Source organism: Streptococcus sp. HMSC072D03, from assembly GCF_001812855.1.
GTDB classification, from domain to species: Bacteria; Bacillota; Bacilli; order Lactobacillales; family Streptococcaceae; genus Streptococcus; species Streptococcus salivarius_D.
On record NZ_KV810679.1, the window covers coordinates 1 to 18,710 of the forward strand.

Annotated in this window: 5 protein-coding genes and 1 pseudogene; all 6 read right to left on the reverse strand. The window is 39.5% G+C overall.

All coding sequences use genetic code 11. The annotated features are described in order from the left end of the window. Nucleotides 1–318: 318 nt before the first annotated feature. Nucleotides 319–1,488, reverse strand: a pseudogene (locus tag HMPREF2877_RS06910) (FtsW/RodA/SpoVE family cell cycle protein); the annotation flags it as partial. Nucleotides 1,489–1,628: 140 nt separating this feature from the next. Beyond that, nucleotides 1,629–6,428: a glycoside hydrolase family 70 protein gene (locus HMPREF2877_RS06915; RefSeq protein ID WP_070579362.1), complete on the reverse strand. Its 4,800-nt coding sequence runs from the start codon at nt 6,426–6,428 to the stop codon at nt 1,629–1,631. A 209-nt stretch (nt 6,429–6,637) separates the two neighbouring features. Continuing rightward, entirely contained in the window at nt 6,638–11,194 is a 4,557-nt protein-coding gene (locus HMPREF2877_RS06920) for a glycoside hydrolase family 70 protein (RefSeq protein WP_070579366.1), read from the reverse strand. 429 nt (nt 11,195–11,623) lie between these two features. Continuing rightward, nucleotides 11,624–16,099 carry a glycoside hydrolase family 70 protein gene (locus HMPREF2877_RS06925; protein WP_070579367.1) on the reverse strand — a complete coding sequence of 1,492 codons (4,476 nt, stop codon included), beginning with the start codon at nt 16,097–16,099 and terminating at the stop codon, nt 11,624–11,626. Between the two features lie 264 nt (nt 16,100–16,363). Next, complete coding sequence (locus HMPREF2877_RS06930) at nt 16,364–17,386, reverse strand: glycosyltransferase (protein ID WP_070579369.1); 1,023 nt, start codon at nt 17,384–17,386, stop codon at nt 16,364–16,366. Between the two features lie 33 nt (nt 17,387–17,419). Beyond that, on the reverse strand, nt 17,420–18,682 hold the full coding sequence (locus HMPREF2877_RS06935) for a carbohydrate-binding domain-containing protein (protein ID WP_070579371.1): 1,263 nt from the start codon (nt 18,680–18,682) through the stop codon (nt 17,420–17,422). Between the last annotated feature and the right edge of the window lie 28 nt (nt 18,683–18,710).

The window sequence follows — 18,710 nt, forward strand, 5'->3', positions numbered from 1 at the left end:
ACATCAAAAACGATGTTTGTCTTCATTCTGAACAAGTTGGATTAACCAACTTGTTTTCTCTTAATGTTTACGTGTCGGTTTCTTTTTCGAACCCTTACGACGCTTGCCTTGATGAATGCTTGGCGTATTTTGAGAAATGGTTTGACGCATTTTCTCAGTGGCCTTATCAACCTTATCTTTAGCCTTGACCAATTCTTGAGAGGCCTTGGTAACACTCTTCGAAGGCTTGTTTTTCTTAGACTTGCTCTTAGAAACAGGTTTCACTTGACTAGTTCCAGACGTACGCATACGACGAGACATAGCCAGGAGAATTTTATTTTCCTCGTTGAGGTTAGTCTGATAAGCCATTGAAAGCACCAAACCAACACCAATCAAGTTAGAGATGAGCGATGATCCCCCTTGAGAAATGAAGGGCAAAGGAATACCTGTCAAAGGAAGAATTCCAACTGCTGCCCCAATATTTTCAAAAATATGGAAGACAATCATCATGATAAAGCCTGTCGAAATAAAGGTATAAAAACGGTTGTTAGATTTGAACGTCACTCGCAACATGCGGTAAATAAGGAAGAGATAGGTTAGAAGAACCAATCCACCACCTACCAAACCAAAATCTTCCGCAATGACTGTGAAAATCATATCACTCTCACGAACCGGTACGTTCAACTCCAGATGATTAAAGCCTTTACCATAGATTCCTCCAGTACCAATCGAAATCATCCCTTGTGTCTGTTGAAAGGCGATACCATCTGCATAAGTGAAGGGATCCAACCAAGCTGAGATACGGTTAATCTGATAGGTTTGTACCCCCATCTTGAGCATAGCTTCCTTACCCCAATCTGTGGTAAATATCATTACAAACAAGGCTAACCCTGTTGCAAAAGCTAGAACTACCGGCAAGATAATACGCCAGGATATCCCCGAAACCACTACGATACCGGCTAAAATAGCCAGAAAGACTAAGGCAGTCCCCATATCTCCTTGAAGAACTAGTAAACCTAAAACAGGGAGCGTGACTGCAACATATTGGAAGAGCAATAACCAGTCATCCTGAAGGTTGGTCACTTCCTTACCTTGCTTAGCCCAAACACCTATTCTCGATAGAAAGAGAATGTAGGATATCTTCATAAATTCAGATGGTTGGAAAAGGGTGACTGATCCAATGCTTACCCAGTTTTTCGCTCCTGTTGAGGCAACCAAAGCAGGAGAATAGAAAACAAGAGGTAGAACCATAAGCCCCAGACCGAAAATATAGAGCCAGGGGGTTACCTTCCAAAGAAACTCTGTATTAAATAACATGACAACAAAAGCAAGTACTGAACCTAGAAAAATCCATAGTACTTGCTGAGACATGACTTGCACAAGATTCTTTGGGTAATCAAAATTTGTCGCTATAAATATCGAAACCAAACCAACCAGTAGCAATATGAGAACTGGCAGGAGAATCGAGTAATCTATCCGACTTTCAATAGTATTTTTTGACTTAGCCATGTGTACTCCAAAATAAAGATTTAGCAAGAGTTATTATACCACTTTTTTACCCAGACAAATGACCTGAATGTATAAAAGTTAGACAATTTTTTACGAAAAAAGCAACCACAAAAGTGATTGACTTCTTTCATTCATTACTCTTAATTTGACACGTAGCCTTTTCCTTGAGCGTTGAAGTATACCCATTGCCCTGAAGGAATTTTAACCCAACGATTAATAGCCTTTTCCCCTGTATGAACATCATAGTAAGAGATTGAGCCATCAGGATTCGTAGCAGTTGCCCCCTTCACTTGCTTACCAGTTTGGTCAAAGTAAAGGTGTTGACCGTTGATCGTCTGTTCGCCAACAACAACTTCACCCTTGGCATCTGCATAATACCAGTTGTTATCTCCACTAGTGAAGAAGGTTGATACTAACTTATTACCAGTATTCCAGTGGTAGTATGAGCGACTACCATTCGCATTTGTTGCGAAAGCACCTTTAACCTGCTTACCATCAGTATCAAAGAAGAGTTTTTGACCGTTGATAACTTGAGCTCCTGTAACGACATTACCTCTATCATCAGCATAATACCATCTATCATGACCGGTAGTGAAGAAGGTTGATACCAATTTATCACCGGTATTCCAGTGGTAGAATGAACGACTACCGTCAGTGTTCGTTACGAAGCCACCCTTAACTTGGCGACCATTAGCATCAAAGTAGAGGTGTTGACCATTGATGACCTGAGCACCTGTGACATTACGTCCATATGAGTCTGCATAGAACCAGTTGTTGTCCCCAGTAGTATAGAAGCCTGGTGTATGTGCCTTAGTCACAACACCCTTAGCATCGACATTAAAGGTTTGACCATCAACTACTAGTGATGTATCAACAAGTTTCACACCTGTGATTGCATCGTAGTATGAAGTCGTACCATCAGGATTGTTCACGAACTCACCTTTAACTTGTTTACCTGATTCATCAAAGTAGAGTTCGTCTCCATTGATGGTTTGCGCACCACGAAGAACGTCACCTTCGTTATTTGCATAGTATGTGGCATCACCAACTTGGAAGAAGCGGTTCTTAACTTGAACACCTTTTTCATTGAAGTAAAGGTTCTGTTTACCTACCTTAGTAAATCCAGTGGCAACATAGCCCTTATCATTAGCGTAGTACCAGTTACCATCTTGTTCAAAGAAGCCTGAGTACTTACGTTCACCTGAATCGCCACAGAAGAACATTAAATGGCCGTCTTTTGTAGGAACGAAGACACCTTTAGCTTGGTAACCATTATCATAGAAGTATTTTTCCTTACCTTCTACTTCAGTCAAACCAGTAGCCATGATACCACCCTTGAAGAAGTATTGGTAGAATTTCTCTTCCTTACCACTATCATCTTTAACGGTAACTTCTTTCCAACCAGTTTGAGTCGTCAATTTACCTGACTTACCATAAACCAATGATTGACCTTTGGCATTTTTTCTGACACCATCAGTAAACATGACACCATTTGGCAAGAAGAAATAGTTAGAACCATCGATAGTTTGTTCACCAGTTACAAGGTAACCCTTATCGTTAAAGTAGTATTGCTTACCGTTATAAGTTACAAACTGACTCTTAGCTTGAGTACCTGATGTTGTGTAATAAGTTACACCTGTACCATCATAGGCAAAACCAGTCTTAGCTTTTGTATCACCAGTCAAGGCTGCTGGGAGGAAGGTACCTTTATCGTTAACGGTGAAGTACAATTTACCATCGCTGAGAACATAGTCAGAACCACGTTTTTGGATGTTTGTACCGTTAAAGTATTTAGCTTCCCACTGTTTAATCTTCACAGATGGATCAATTGTCTTACCAGACGCTTCCATAACTTCTTTGAAGATTTCTGGATAAAGTTTTTGAAGTTTGTCGAGGAAGGCACCACCGTACTGGGCTTGGAAATCATTACCTGATGACTTGGTATTTGTCACATAAAGTTTATTAACCAAGCTAGTATCATCAAGGACCTTACCATGTGTATCAGTACGCGTAGCAGTCACTACTTCTTTACCTGGAAGGGTGTACAATTGGTCTGGAACCCAGTCAGCAATGACCTGAATACCTTGTTTGTGAAGAGCCTTGAGGGCATCACGAAGGTCTTCTTTTGAACCGTATTTATTGTTTTTGCTCATGGCAAAGTCGTAACGGTCTGTGAAGGCATAACCATTTTCAATAATAGAATCAAGGAAAGTGCCATCCTTAGATGAGACATATTGAGGTGCAATCTCAAATGACGTAATACCCCATGACTTGAAGAGGTCTGCGTTAGCTGCAATCAATTTGTTAGTGTATTGACTATCCTCTTTGACAAAGTCTTGGAAGTTTGAGAAGCCTTCGTAAATCACTTGTGCTTCAAGTGCTGCAGAAGAGCTATAAACCTTATCCCCTTCTTTATAGGCTTTTGTTGATGGTTTAGCAAGAACGTTTTGATCGTCAGTCGCACCTACTGGTACCCAAACTGAAAGGTAACCACTCATATCAACAGTCTTAAAGCCTTTGATTTCATCAGCTGTGAAGACAAGATTTCCTTGTGCATCTGTGTATTTAACAATCTTAGTATCTGAATCATTCAATGATGACACAATACCTTTTTCCGTACCAAGCAAGAGTGGACGATAAGCTTGATTCTTGTGGGCTGCACCCATATTTACAGTAATAGTTTCACCATCTGCTAATTTCAAATCCGGGTTATTAGCAATAAGGGTCAACATACCTGAATTGCGACCGTATTTTCCACCTTCTGTATCTGTCTTAGACATCAAATCTTGACCATAACGGACAGAGACAAGAACTTCTTTATTGTCTTTAGCAGATGATACCCCATCACCAGCAAGGTTGTGGATATAAGATGTTTGACCACCAGCTACATACTTAGGACGCGCTTTAAGAAGAGTTGTGATTTGATCAAAGTATGGTGATTTCTTAGCCATGTATTGACCATTATCAGTATACAAATCTCCATAATAAACACGTGTTGCCGCACCCATTGTTTGAAGCATCAAAGCATAGGCAGCAGGAATATTTGAATGCGTATATTCCTTATCAACTTTCAACATATCAGCATTATAAATATCGAAAGCTTGTTTCAATTGATCTAATGTGAAAGTGAAACCATCTGTTGTAGGATCAATTTTTTTACTGATAATGTCTGCGATAACCGTTTGAACTTCTGAGTCATGTGCACGAACAAAGAGGTAGGTTGCAAAACCAAGTTGATCATATGAAGTGACTTCTGCACGGTTTGAGAGACCGAAATAACCTCCGTTAATAAGGTCCTTCATTGATGCATTACGTGCACCTGTACCTTTATTAGTTACTGGACGAGTTAATCCGTGAACAATTGACAAACGGAGACCATTATCCATAGAAAGAGCTGCTGTGTTGTGCTCATTCACATAATATGGGTCATTGTGTGACCATGCTTCAAGAATAGAGATATTCGCAAGGGCACGAGCTTCCGACTCATTAACCTTGTATGCAGCCTTCATGTATGAAGACACTAATTGAAGCATGTCAACGCTAACATTATCCACAGCATCAACACGTATACCATCAAAGTGAGCATCCTTGTCCTTATCACCAAAGACGATTTGTCCCCAGTTCATAAAGTAATACAATTGGTTAAGCATTTCTGCTTGAACGACTGGATTAGAGTTGTCAATGTCATTTGAGAGCAAGAATTCATAACCACCATCGCTACCATTAACAATCTTATGATTTTTAATATAACTTGTCGCCGTTTGATTAAGCTTACGATAATCAGAGTTAGCCCATTTAGTTGAATCGCTGTTCACAAAAAGAAGCGCACCTTTTTGGAAGTGTTCCTTACCTGGCGATTCAGAATTAATGTTCCATTTATCTTGGTCTTTAACAAAAGCCTCGATTGACTGACGCAACCAGTCTGTTGACTTATTAGCAGCAATCTTAACTTCAATCTTACGTTGGAGGATTTGAGCTGCGGCATTCAAGCTAGCTTGAGAATTTTCAATCGTAAAGACATCTTTTGTTTCTTCACCGTTGCTAAGAGCCTTAGTCATGTAATTCAAGTAAGCTACTTGAGTATCCTTATCAGGCCACCAAGACATCAAAAGTGGACGAAAATCTTTTTCAGTTGACGCTTTCCAAGTTGTACCAGCTTCAAGGATTTCTTTTGGACGGTACCAACTGTCTGCTGTCAAATAACCATCAACAAGTTCAAAGCTTGCTTTAGTTGAATCGTAGGCAGCATTATTTTTTGTAAAATCAGTGACTAGATTTGTTGTTTCTTGTGTAAATGAATACGTTGATGTGCTTGAAAGGGCACCATTTTCATCAAAATAAAGGACCTGACCATTTACAGTAATGGCAAAGTTTTTCTTGTGTGATCCATCTTCTAAAAGATAGTAATATTTACCATCTTTTTCTTTTTTAATATTATCGAGTGAGACTGCAGCCTTAATTTCGGCTTCAGAAAGCTCTTTAGACTTCTCAGTCGTTGGAGCAGCTACTCCAGCATTTGCAGCGACTTCTGATGTTGTAGCTGTTTCTGGTTTAGTAGCAACTTCTGGCTTAGCAGTCGTTTCAGGTTTGGCTTCAACCTCTACTGCTGCAGCTCTATCACTAGTTGTTCCTGAATTTGGTTGAACTGTCGTTCCAGCTGGTTTGTCAGCAGTAACTGCTGCTCGGTCTGTTGTTGTGGCATTTGAAGTATTTGCCACCTCTGTTGTTGTGCCTACCTCTTTTTCAACCACAGGATTTGTATTTTCCCCGACTGTAGTTGTTGAAGGTGATCCATTAGTATTATTTATTTCTTCTGCCGAAACAAGTGAAGACGTGGTAACACTAGCACCAACAATGGTAGCCAAGGCTACTGAAGCAACCGCTAAAGTAACCCATTGCTTCTTCACTTTGTGCAGTTTATAGCGTACTTTATTTTCCATATTCAATTTTTCCCCAATATATTTTTTGTCTTAAAATCTACATCTTAAAGACTTACTTATTATATCATTTTTTATTATCAAAAAAAGTTAATAAAACTTATTTTAATGATATTTTTATCACATTAATAATAGATTATAATTTTGTCATAAAAAAGACTCGTTCCCATAAAATATAAAAAGGAGAACCAAAGTCCTCCTTTTTAAATCAATTAGTTTAGCACTCTAGGTGGATAAGCAAGACCATTCTTATCAAAGTAAACGTAAACTCCTGGTTGAATTTCTATCCATGTGCTAACAGCTCTCTTACCACTATCACCATAGTAATAGCTAATTCGACCATTGCCAGCACTTACTGTTTGACCTTTTACTTGTTTACCATCCTTAGCGAAGAAATAAGTATCGTCACCAATTTTAACTTCACCAGTCACTGACTTACCATTAGCACCAATGTAGTACCAGTTGTTGTCGCCTGTTGTGAAAAACTCATTAGTCAAGCGTTCACCTGTTGAAGCATTATACTTACTATAAGTACCATCTGCATTCTTAACAACACCACCCTTAACTTGGCTTCCGTCTGCATTAAAGTATAGGTGTTGGCCATTGATGACTTGTGCACCTGTAACAGTCTTACCATTAGCGCCTGCATAGTACCAAACATTGCCATCAGTTGTGAAGAATTCGTTAGTCACTAGCTCTCCAGAACCTTCTTTGTACTTGCTGTAAGTACCATCTGCATTCTTAACAACGCCACCTTTAACTTGGCTTCCATCTTCATTGAAGTAAAGTTTTTGACCATTGATGACTTGTGCACCTGTAGCAGCAACACCGTTTGCATCAAAGTAGTACCACTTACCATTGATATTTCTCCAAGTATCCTTGATACCATTACCAGTGTGTGCGTCAAAGTAATAAGTTTTACCTTTAAAGGTTACTAACTTATCTTTAGCTTGGAAACCGTCTTCTCCAAAATATTGTGTGAAACCATCAATAACCGTAACACCTTTGGCCATGACACCTTCATTAGTGAAGTAACGGAATTTCACAACCTTAGATTCTTTACCGTCTTTATCAGTTTCAGAAACATCAAATTTAGTGTAACCACCCTTGTACATTTGACCTTTAGAGTTATAAAGGTAGGTATTACCATTAGCATCAATGTAGAAGGCATTACTCAACATGATACCATTTGGTAAGAAACGATAAACGTCTTTACCATTTGGTGAGTATTCACTGTTAGTAACCATGTGACCACGAGCATCAAAGTAGTAAGTGTTACCATTGAAGGTTACAAAGGCAGATTTAGCTTGTGTACCACTTGTACCGAAGTAAGTGATTCCTTTACCATCACTTGAGAATCCAGTAATAACCTTTTCTTTACCTGTCAATTGAAGAGGAATGAAGTTACCTTCTTTAGTGACAGTGAAATACTTACCAGTTGCTTCATCGCTAAGTACATAGCCAACACCACGTTCAAGAACGTTTGTTCCGTTGAAGTATTCAGCCTTCCATTGTTTCAATTTAACAGAATCATCAATTGGTTTACCAGTTGAAATCATGTTTACCTTGAACATTTCAGGGTACTTAGCTTTAAGTTCAGCCAAGAATTCACCACCGTATTTAGCTTGGTAATCTTTGCCTGATGACTTAGAGTTAGCCACATAAAGTGAGTGGTCAATGATAGCGTCCGCAATCTTACGACCAGCACCATCAGTACGAGTCGCTGTTACAACTTCTTTACCTGGCAATTGGTAAATTTGGTCTGGAACCCAGTCAGCGATTGCTTGAATACCAGCCTTATGAAGTGCTTTAAGAGCATCACGTAGATCTTCTTTAGAACCGTATTTATTGTTCTTACTCATGGCAAGATCGTAACGGTCTGCAAAGGCATAACCATTTTGGATAACTGAGTCAAGGAAGGTACCATCGTCAGCAGATACAAATTGAGGTGCCATTTCAAATGATGTTACACCCCATGATTTGAACAAATCAACATTTTCAGCAATCTTACGGTTAGTATAGACTGAAGGATCTGAACCATCTGGAATAGTTTGAAAGTTAGAGAAGCCTTCGTAGATTAATTGTGAATCATAAGCTTCAGTCGCTTTAAGAGTCAATTCACCCTCTTTTTTAGCTTCTGTTGAAGGCGCTACTCGGATATCTTGATTATCTGAAGCTCCAACTGGAACCCAAACTGCTACGAAACCAGACATATCAAATGTTTCATAACCCTTGATGTCATTAGCACCGAAAGTCAAGACACCGTTGCTGTCTGTTTCTTTAACGTAACCTGCTGCGATTGCATCTGCATCAGATGTAAAGTTCTTGATACCATCAGCTGTACCAACAATCAAAGCACGGTATTTTTGGTTGGCATGGATTTTACCCATTTCAACATTAAGTTTAGCTGATTGATCCAAATTCAATTTTGGATTGTTAGCTACAAGTGTTACCTGACCAGAAGTACGGCTGTATTTAGAACCTTCTGTATCATTAGCTGTCATAATGTCTTTACCATAACGTACTGAAGTGTAGACTTCATTTGTACGGTAAAGTTCAACATCTGAATTGTCCATCTTACCATCAGTTGGCAACCAGTATGAACGTTGTGCTTGCCCACCAGATACATACTTGATACGACTCTTCATCAAGTTAACAATGGTATCGTAATATGGAGACTTAGTTTCCATGTAGTGACCATCATCTGTATAAAGGTCTCCATAGTAGACACGAGTGATAGTTTCCATGTTTTGCAACATAACCGCGTAAGCCGCTGGGATGTTGTTAAGCGTATATTTTTTGTCGCTGCTGAGCATGTCTTTGTTGTAAATCTCAAAGGCTTGCTTCATTTCAGCATCAGTAATCGTGAAACCATCTGATTTTGGATTGATTTCTTTCTTGATGATTTCAGCAATAATATCTTGAACGTTGTTATCATGGGCACGGATAAAGACGTAATTTCCTGACGCATCTCCGTATTTCTCGTTATATTTACCGATTGTAGACTGTTTAACTGTTCCGTCTTCGTTATAGGCCTTGCTTCCATCTTTGTTAATCCAATCAGTCTTTTCATCACGTTGTGTCGTGTTGAAAGTATTGTTATACAAAGGACTTACAGCTGGTGTACGTTCTTTGATTGGTTTAGCCAATGAGAAGAGGAGAGCCAAACGTTGTTTGTTTTCCATAGCAAGCGCAGCGCCATCTGTCTTGTCATTGTAGTGGTTGTCATTAAGGCTCCATGCTTCAAGGACTGAGATGTGAGCAAGAGCGTTTGCTTCAGATTTGTTAACACCATAGTACTCACGGAAGTAGTTTGTGTAGAGTTGAAGCATGTCTGCATCGACATTATCTACCGCGTCGACACGGATACCATCGAAGTTAGCATCCTTGTCACCCATAACGATTGAACCCCAGTTCATAAGGTAGTGGATTTGGTTCAATTGTTCCGCTTGAACAACTGGGTTTGACAAATCTACGTCATTAGCTAGCAAGAAGTCGAAACCACCCATGTGGTTTGGATCTGATTGCTCATCAAGAATTGATTTATCAATTGTACCAGTCTGGTTAGTTGCTGTACGGTTCAAACGACGATAGTCAGAATTCGCCCATGGTGTACGTGAATCATTCACATAAAGAAGGGCACCACCTTGAAGGTGATCTTCGCCGCCACCTTTAGAGTAGTTTTCAGTTTCTTTGTTCCATTGTGGTTGTGTCTTAACAAAGGCAGAGATAGTTTCACGCAACCATTGTGTTGATTTTTCAGCCTGAATCTTTTGCTCAATCTTGATTTGAATGTCCTTAGCAGCAACTTTCAAAGTTTCTTGCTTATCTGTACTTGAATATTTAGCATCCAAGTTAAATACTTTAGACATGTAGTTCAAGTAGTTAACTTGTGTATCTACATTTGGCCACCAAGCCATCAAAAGTGGACGGAAATCTTCTGCAGTTGATGCTTGCCAAGTTACACCATCTTTGATGATAGAAGCTGGACGGTACCAGCTATCTGCAGTCAAATAACCATCAATCAATTCAAAGCTAGCTTCAGATGAATCGTAGGCACGGTTATTTATTGAGAAACCATCAACAATATTTGTTGTTCCTGGTGTGAAAGAGTATGTTGATGAACTTGTAAGAGCACCATCTTTACCGAAGTAAAGCAATTGACCATTTACAGTAATGGCAAAGTTTTCTTTGTGTGAACCATCTTCATTAACATAGTAATATTTACCATCAATGTTTTTGATGTTTTTCAAGGAAAGCGCAGCTTCTACTTCTGAATCTTTCAAAGCAGCTTCTGGCGCCTTAACTTCTGTATTAACAACTTCAGCCTTCACTGTTGCTGGTTGTTCTTCTGCTTTTTCAGTTGTAACAGCTGGTGCATCTGTTGTCACAACTGCTTCTTTATTTGGAACAGCTGCCACTGCTACATCAGCTGTTGTTGCTGTTGTAGCTGCTTCAGCTGTTGCTTGTGTGTTCGTTGCAGTCGCTGTTTCTACAGCATTTGTTTCTTTAGCAGGTGTTAAAACATCTGCTTCTTTTGTATTTGTACGTTTATCGGCTTCTTTGGTTGCTTCAGGAGAAGTAACTAAAGAAGCTGTTGTACCTGAATTTGATTGAGTTACTGTCTTATCTTGAGTTTCATCCGCTGAAACTGAAGATGTTGTTACAGACAATCCTCCCAAGACAGTAGCAAGTGCTACAGAAGCAACTGCAATTGTAACCCATTGCTTCTTAACTTTATGAAGCTTATAGTGTATCTTATTTTCCATTATAATTTTCCCCGTGATTTTATTTGTCAAAATCAGACTGAAATCTATCCGATTTCAAACAGTTATATTATATCATTATTTTCTAACTATTTCTCGAATTAATTGTTTTTTTATAAAATATATATTACATAACATTAATATTAGAAAAACTTTGTAACACACCTATTTCATAGGTTTTCAATTCTCATTTTCATATCATTTGATAACTAAAACTATTTTTCATAAAAGCCGCCAAAGTCCTTGATACAATAGCTTTTACAATGATTCTGACTCAAAATTGATATTTGTCAGATTTTTTCTTTAAGGAGCATAAAAAGGCAAAATTTCTTTAAACGATTCTCGTTTTCAAGAAATTTCACCTATAAATTCATGTCAAATCATATCGTTTTTCACTTAATCTCTCAGATTAAGATTAGATTGATTGATTATTTATTTATCAAAATCAGCATAACCATTTTCATCGAAGAAGACAGTCGTACCGTCTTGGAAAGTAATCCATGTGTTTGTCACACGTTCTCCAAGAACTGATTCGTAGTATTCTACTCCTTTTGGTGTGCTGATTGGGCTACCTTTAACTTGACGTCCCAAATTATCAAAGTAATATTCTTTACCATCGATATTTTGGCGTCCTGTTACAGCCTTACCATCTTTGAAGTAGTACCAAACATTGTTACCAGTTGTCAAGAAACGGTTATTGAGACGCTCACCTGAATCTTTGTCATAGTAAGAAAGTGATCCGTCAGCATTCTTAACAAAGTCGCCTTTGACTTGACTACCATCTTCTTTGAAGTAATAGTTTTTACCACCAACACTATAGGCACCTGTCACGATTTCACCATTATCTTTGGCGTAGTACCATGTCTTACCACCATCAAGAGTGAAGAAATCAGATTTGACTTGGCTTCCATCAGCATTGAAGTAATAGTTAAGGTGGTCAATCGTTTGACGACCTGTAGCGAGGTTACCATCCTTATCAGCATGGTACCACTTGCCGTTCACTTCGAAGAACTTGTCTTTAACCTTGTAACCATTATCTACAGTGTAGTAGCTAATCTTGCCATTTTCAGTAACAAATTCACCTTTAACTTGGGCACCATTTGCACGGAAGTAATAGTCGTGACCGTCCAAAGTAAGGGCACCTGTCACATTTTTACCAGCTGCATCACGGTAGAACCATGTTGAGCCATCTGTTGTGTAGAATTCACCCTTCTTAGCTTGTGCATAGCCTTGATCGTTGAATTGATACCAGATACCATCGATTTCTGCCCAACGATTTGTGTAGGCATTACCTGAATTTTTATCAAAGAAGTAGAGTTTTCCGTCTGGAGTCACATACTTAGTACCTTTAGCTTGGAAGCCATTTTCATCAAAGTATTGCAATCCTCCACCAGCATAAGTCAAGCCAACAGCCATTTCTCCAGTTGGTGAGAAATAACGGAATTTAGCTTCTGTTTCTGAAGTACCTTCTTTCGGTACATCGAATACAAAGTAACCATCTTTGTATTGCTCACCAAAGCTACCAAAGTAATAATATTTACCATCTTGTTGATAAATAGAATCACGAAGCTGTACACCATTTGGCAAGAAGAAATAAGTCTTACCATCGATATCTTGACGACCAGTCAACATATAACCTTCTTTATCGAAGTAATAGTAATTTCCAGCATATTTAATGAAAGCATTCTTAGCTTGGAAACCACTATTATCAAAGTAGGCCATACCCTTACCATCATAGTAGAAACCTGTCTTACCACCTTGGTCTGTCAAAGGTTTTGGCAAGAAGATGCCATTATCAGTAACTTGATAATAGCGACCAGTAGCATCGTTACTGAGAACATAACGATTACCACGACCAAGGATATTAGTACCATTCATGTACTTAGCAGACCATTGCTTGATTTTAACAGATGGATCAATCTTCTTACCAGTTGATATCATCACATCTTCAAACAACTGTGGATATTTCTTTTGGAGCTCATCAAGGAACTCACCACCATATTGAGCTTGGAAGTCCTTACCTGATGATTTAGAATTTGCAACATATAAAGTGTTATTGATATAAGCATTGGCCTTTGGAGTACCATAACTATTTGCACGTGTTGCTGTTACAACTTCTTGTCCTGGCAATTGGTAAAGTTGATCTGGAACCCAGTCAGCAATTGCTTGAATACCTTGCTTGTGAAGCGCCTTAAGGGCATCACGAAGATCTTCTTTAGAACCGTATTTGTTATTCTTACTCATAGCAAGGTCATAACGGTCAGTAAAGGCATAGCCATTTTGGATAACAGAATCAAGGAAGGTACGGTCATCAGCCGATACAAATTGAGGAGCCATCTCGAATGATGTGATTCCCCATGACTTGAAGAGTTCTGCGTTTTCTGCAATCAATTTATTGGTATACTGGCTGTCTTTTTCAACAAAATCTTGGAAGTTTGAGAAACCTTCATAGATAACTTGTGAGTCCAATGCTTCAGTAGCTGAGAATGTCTTATCCAGTTTCTTATCTGAACCTTTAACACGGATATCTTGGTTATCAGGTGCGCCTACTGGTACCCATACACCAAGATAACCTCTCATATCAACAGTTCGATATCCCTTGATTTCATCCCCACTGAAAGACAAGTTCCCTTCAGCATCGGTGTATTTAATTTTTCCAGCTGCAACTGCATCATTCTCGTAAGTGACAATTCCCTTATCAGTACCAAGAAGTAATGGACGGTAGGCTTGGTTAGCATGAAGTTTACCCATGTTAACTTTCAAAGTACCATCACCCAATGAGAAATCCTGATTATTGGCAATAAGGGTCAACATACCAGAATGTTTACTTGTTTCTGCTACACCCGTAGTTTGGTCAGCAGTCATAATATCTTTACCGTAACGAACAGATGACAAGATTTCTTTTCCATTGAACGTGTCGACTTTCATCGATTGTCCACCTGAAACATATTTCATACGGTTCTTCAAGAGTGTTGTGATAGCATCATAGTAAGGAGACTTGGTAGCCATATATTGGCCGTTATCCGTATAAAGATCTCCATAATAAACACGAGTTACCTGCTCCATATTTTGAAGAATCAAAGCATAGGCGGCTGGAATATTGTTAATAGTATAACGTTTTTCTGCCTTCTTCATATCTTCATTATAGATTTCAAAGGCACGTTTCAATTCAGCATCAGTCATGGTATAACCATCTGATTTTGGATTGATTTCTTTTTGAACAATATCACGAATGATATCTTGAACAAGGTTATCATGAGCACGCGCAAAGATATAGTTAGCTTGTGTATCTCCGTACTTACTATTATTTGTACGGTCTGTCAAACTGCTAGTAATCAAATCTTTCAATGAAGATCCAGATCCATAAAGTGCACCCATAATTGCATAACGAAGGTTATTATCCATGGCAAGGGCTGCACCATCATGTTTTTGATTATAAGCATTATCATTTAAATCCCAAGCTTCAAGGATAGAAATGTGAGCAAGTGCATTTGCTTCAGATTTATCCACACCAAAGGCTGCACGGAAGTAGTTTGTATAAACTTGGAGAAGGTCTGCATCGACATTATCAACTGCATCAACACGGATACCATCAAAGTTAGCATCCTTATCACCCATAACAATTGATCCCCAGTTCACAAGATAGTGAATTTGGTTCAACTGCTCAGCTTGCACAACTGGGTTTGAGTTATCAACGTCATTGGCAAGTAGGAATTCATAACCACCCAAGTATCTTCCTGTACCATTTAGAGAACCATCTTGGTTACTTGGTGTACGGTTAAGCAAACGGTAATCAGAATTTGCCCAAGGTGTCTTGTCATTATTGACATAAAGAAGAGCTCCCCCTTGAAGGTGGTCAGCAAGGGTATAGTTTTCAGTTGTAGTATTCCACTGGTCTTGTTCTTTTACAAAAGACTCAATTGCTTGACGAAGCCATTCAGTTGATTTTTTAGCTGAAATTTCTTGTTCAATCTTAATTTGAATTGTCTTAGCAGCTGCATTCAATTCAGATTGACTTTGGCTGGTTGAATAAGTTGCGTTAAGATTAAAGTGTTTAGAGAAAGTATTGAGGTAGGCTACTTGTGTATCTACATCAGGCCACCATGCCATCAAAAGTGGACGGAAATCTTTCTCAGTTGACACACGCCATTTTTCACCATTTTCCAAAATAGTGACTGGACGGTACCAGCTGTTTGGTGTCAAGTACCCATCTACCAACTCGAAGCTTTCCTTCTTAGAATCGTAAGCACGGTTATGTGAAGAAAAAGCATCAACTAGATTAGTTGTACCTGGTGTGAATGAGTGTGTTGATGTGCTTGTCAAAGCACCGTCTTTACCGAAGTAAAGCAACTGGCCATTAACTGAAACAGCAAAATTTGTTTTGTATGAACCATCTTCTTTGACATAATAGTATTTACCATCAACTTGTTTGATGTTGTTCAAAGAGAGCGCTGCTGTTTCTTCTTTTTCAGTAACACCAGATTTTGGTTTTTCAGCTACTGTAAGCGTTGTATCTGTCGCTGTTGCAGCTGGTGTTTCTGTTGTCGCACCATTTGCTACTGCTGCACGATCTGTTGTTACTGGTGTTGCAGTATTAGTAGTTGTATCTGCTGCAGTGGTTGCTGCCGCAGGAGTTTCGACTGTTGCAGCATCAGCAGCCTTGTCAGTTGTTGTTGCTGTCGCATCTGTCGTAGCAGTTGCTGCAGGAGCGGCTACTTCATGCGTTTCAACGACAACATCGCTTTCAGCTGTCGTAGAGGCAACTGGTTTAGTTGTTTCATCAGCTGAAACTTTTTGATTGGCAACTGTAGCACCACCTACGATAGAGGCAAGTGCTGCCGAAGTGACGGCAATCGTCACCCACTGCTTCTTAACTTTGTGAAGCTTATAATGTACCTTTTTTCCCATTTTAGGTCCTCATTTCATTTTCCTAGTTTGAATAAAATCTACATAATTCAAACAATTTCATTATAGCATATTTTTTTCAGTCAACCAGAGTCTTTATCAAATCATTTCATTTTTTAATCATATTGTAAATTGATTAACATTTCGACAAATATTAAAAACTACCGAATGTAGAAAACGGTAGTCTTTTTCTATTTTTAGGAAAGTTTTTAGAGGTAATTTAATAAGCTATCTCTATTCAATCAGTAGCAATTTAAAAGTCAGCTATTAAGCAAAAACGACGTTATGTTGGACCCTGTAGCTAACTAAAAAGAGCAAGGTTTCTGTGACTAATTTTGCCAGAACCAGTCCTAAACCAATAGCAACTAGACTACTAAGTAAGAAATAGTTACAGGCCAGGAGGACCAAGACCAACATAAAGTAACGAACACTCGATCTAAAGAGAGAGCTTGTCGGATTGAAGACCACATTGGCGTTCAGCAAACACTGGCTGGAAGCCGAAATCACACGAGCTAGCACGACCGAAAGGAGCAGATTTTTCGTCCAGGCAAAGAGCACAAATAAGGCTGTTGCATCAATGACTGAGGCCAAGACGGCCGTGCCAGAGAACTTTAAAAAAGGGCTGTAAATACGGATGGAATCACGAATGGGCCGAAAGTGCGAACTTTTATTTTCCTCCAGATAAACGGTTTCGATAGGGACTTCAGAGATTTGGTGGCCTGATTTTTTGGCTTCAAGCAACATATTAAACTCATACTCGAAACGATTGCCGTCCAGGTTAAGAAGCCATGGAATCAGGTCGGTTGACATGCCTCGAAGTCCTGTCTGAGTATCTGTTACCTTCTGACCAGTTACCAGATGGAAGAGCCCTGCAGTCACCTTGTTGCCGATGCGACTACGTGCTGGTACCTTACCAACAAAGGCACGCGCACCTAAGATAAGATGGCTTGGATTTTCCTCGGTTGCCTTGGCCACACGGACAATATCTTTAATCAGGTGCTGACCATCACTGTCAACTGTGACTATAGGTTGAGCCGAAAGGTGCTGACCGACTACTTCTTCTTGAATATAAGCGAAAGCAGTCTTAAGAGCAGCTCCCTTTCCTTTATTAATCGGATGAGTTAGGACAGTCGCTCCAATAAAAGCCGTTTCGTCGTAATAGTCGTTATAGCCTGGGCCACTCCCATCATTAACAACAATAATACGGGCTTTAGGGAGTTTTATGGTAATATCTTGAACCACCTGAATCAGGCGTTTGTCTGGTTCATAAGCTGGAATAATAATATACATAGGCACTTCCTTTCTGTTTCATCCTATGACTCTTTAGTGACCTCCTCCAAAGCCACCTGGTTGTCCACCACCTTGGGGACCACCGCCACCAGGCATTGAGTTTTCAATCTTAGTTTGTTTCTCACCATTGATAGTAATGTCACCACCGGTATAGGTCGCTGAACCATCGAAGTCAAAGCCAGACTGACCAGTCAAATTGATTGTTCCACCCGATACAATAATATCGCCGTTAGAATCGATTGGGTCGGTATCGCCCTGGCCAACCTCAACATTTAGGGTTCCACCGGTCATCTTGAAGAAAATCTCACTTTGACTGGCATTAGCATTGGCCGCATTGACACCATCATCCGTTGCATAGACATCGATGTCTCCGCCATTGATGGTCACAGATTTACCTTCGATACCTTCAGTTGATTTTTCAACCTTGTAAGTACCACTATCAATAATCAGGTCGCCGGACGCATGGATACCGTCGTCACCAGCCTTGATGGTCATGGTATTGTCAGATAGATACATGGTACCTGCTGAAGTGTCGTCATCATTGTCGACCTTAACAGCATCTTCCTCAGCCTCAATGGTCATGGTTGTTCCCGTGATGTTGAGTTCATCATTGACATTGAAGGCATCACCAACTGAGGTAATCTTATAGGTACCACCAGTCATATGAAGGCTGTCATTGGCTTTAATACCGTTATTTTTCTTGGCATCAATGTTAAGAGTACCTGAACCGTTAATGGTCAAATCTCCTTTAGAGAAAATCACGGCATCCGCATCTTCATCACTATTAGAACTTGAATCAGAAAGTGTGTTTGTAGTGCCATCTTTGAGGGTCAGATAGACATGACCAGCCTTTGTGGCATTGATGGCTGCATTTGTATTCGTCATGGTAACACCATCTAGAACAATATGGACATCATCTGAATCGCCAGCGTCAACCTTGATTTGCACACCATCAGATTTTCCAGAAATCACATAGGTACCAGCTTTGGAGATGGTTACGGTTGAACCTGACACGGCTACGCCATCACCTGAAACATCCGCAGATGAGCCTGACAACTTAATCTTAGAGGCAGAACTTTCATCATAAGATGTGTCTGAATCTTTTGAAGTAAAATAGTTGCTGTTGTTCTTATTTGTTTTCTTACTGGTCGTTGCTGTTACAGCACTTGTTTTTGAAGTCGTGCTTGACGTCGTCCCAGTTGACTGACTGCTTGATTGGCTACAAGCCGTCATGACTGTTAGGGCTGTCGCACAGGTTAATAAAGTCGTCCATTTTTTTAGTTTTTTTGATTTCATATATTTTTCCTCCCGGGTTCGTTTGGAT

Coding starts and splice junctions, on each gene's coding strand:
- HMPREF2877_RS06915 (WP_070579362.1), bottom strand. CDS start 6,428: ATGGAAAATAAAGTACGCTATAAACTGCACAAAGTGAAGAAGCAATGG.
- HMPREF2877_RS06920 (WP_070579366.1), bottom strand. CDS start 11,194: ATGGAAAATAAGATACACTATAAGCTTCATAAAGTTAAGAAGCAATGG.
- HMPREF2877_RS06925 (WP_070579367.1), bottom strand. CDS start 16,099: ATGGGAAAAAAGGTACATTATAAGCTTCACAAAGTTAAGAAGCAGTGG.
- HMPREF2877_RS06930 (WP_070579369.1), bottom strand. CDS start 17,386: ATGTATATTATTATTCCAGCTTATGAACCAGACAAACGCCTGATTCAG.
- HMPREF2877_RS06935 (WP_070579371.1), bottom strand. CDS start 18,682: ATGAAATCAAAAAAACTAAAAAAATGGACGACTTTATTAACCTGTGCG.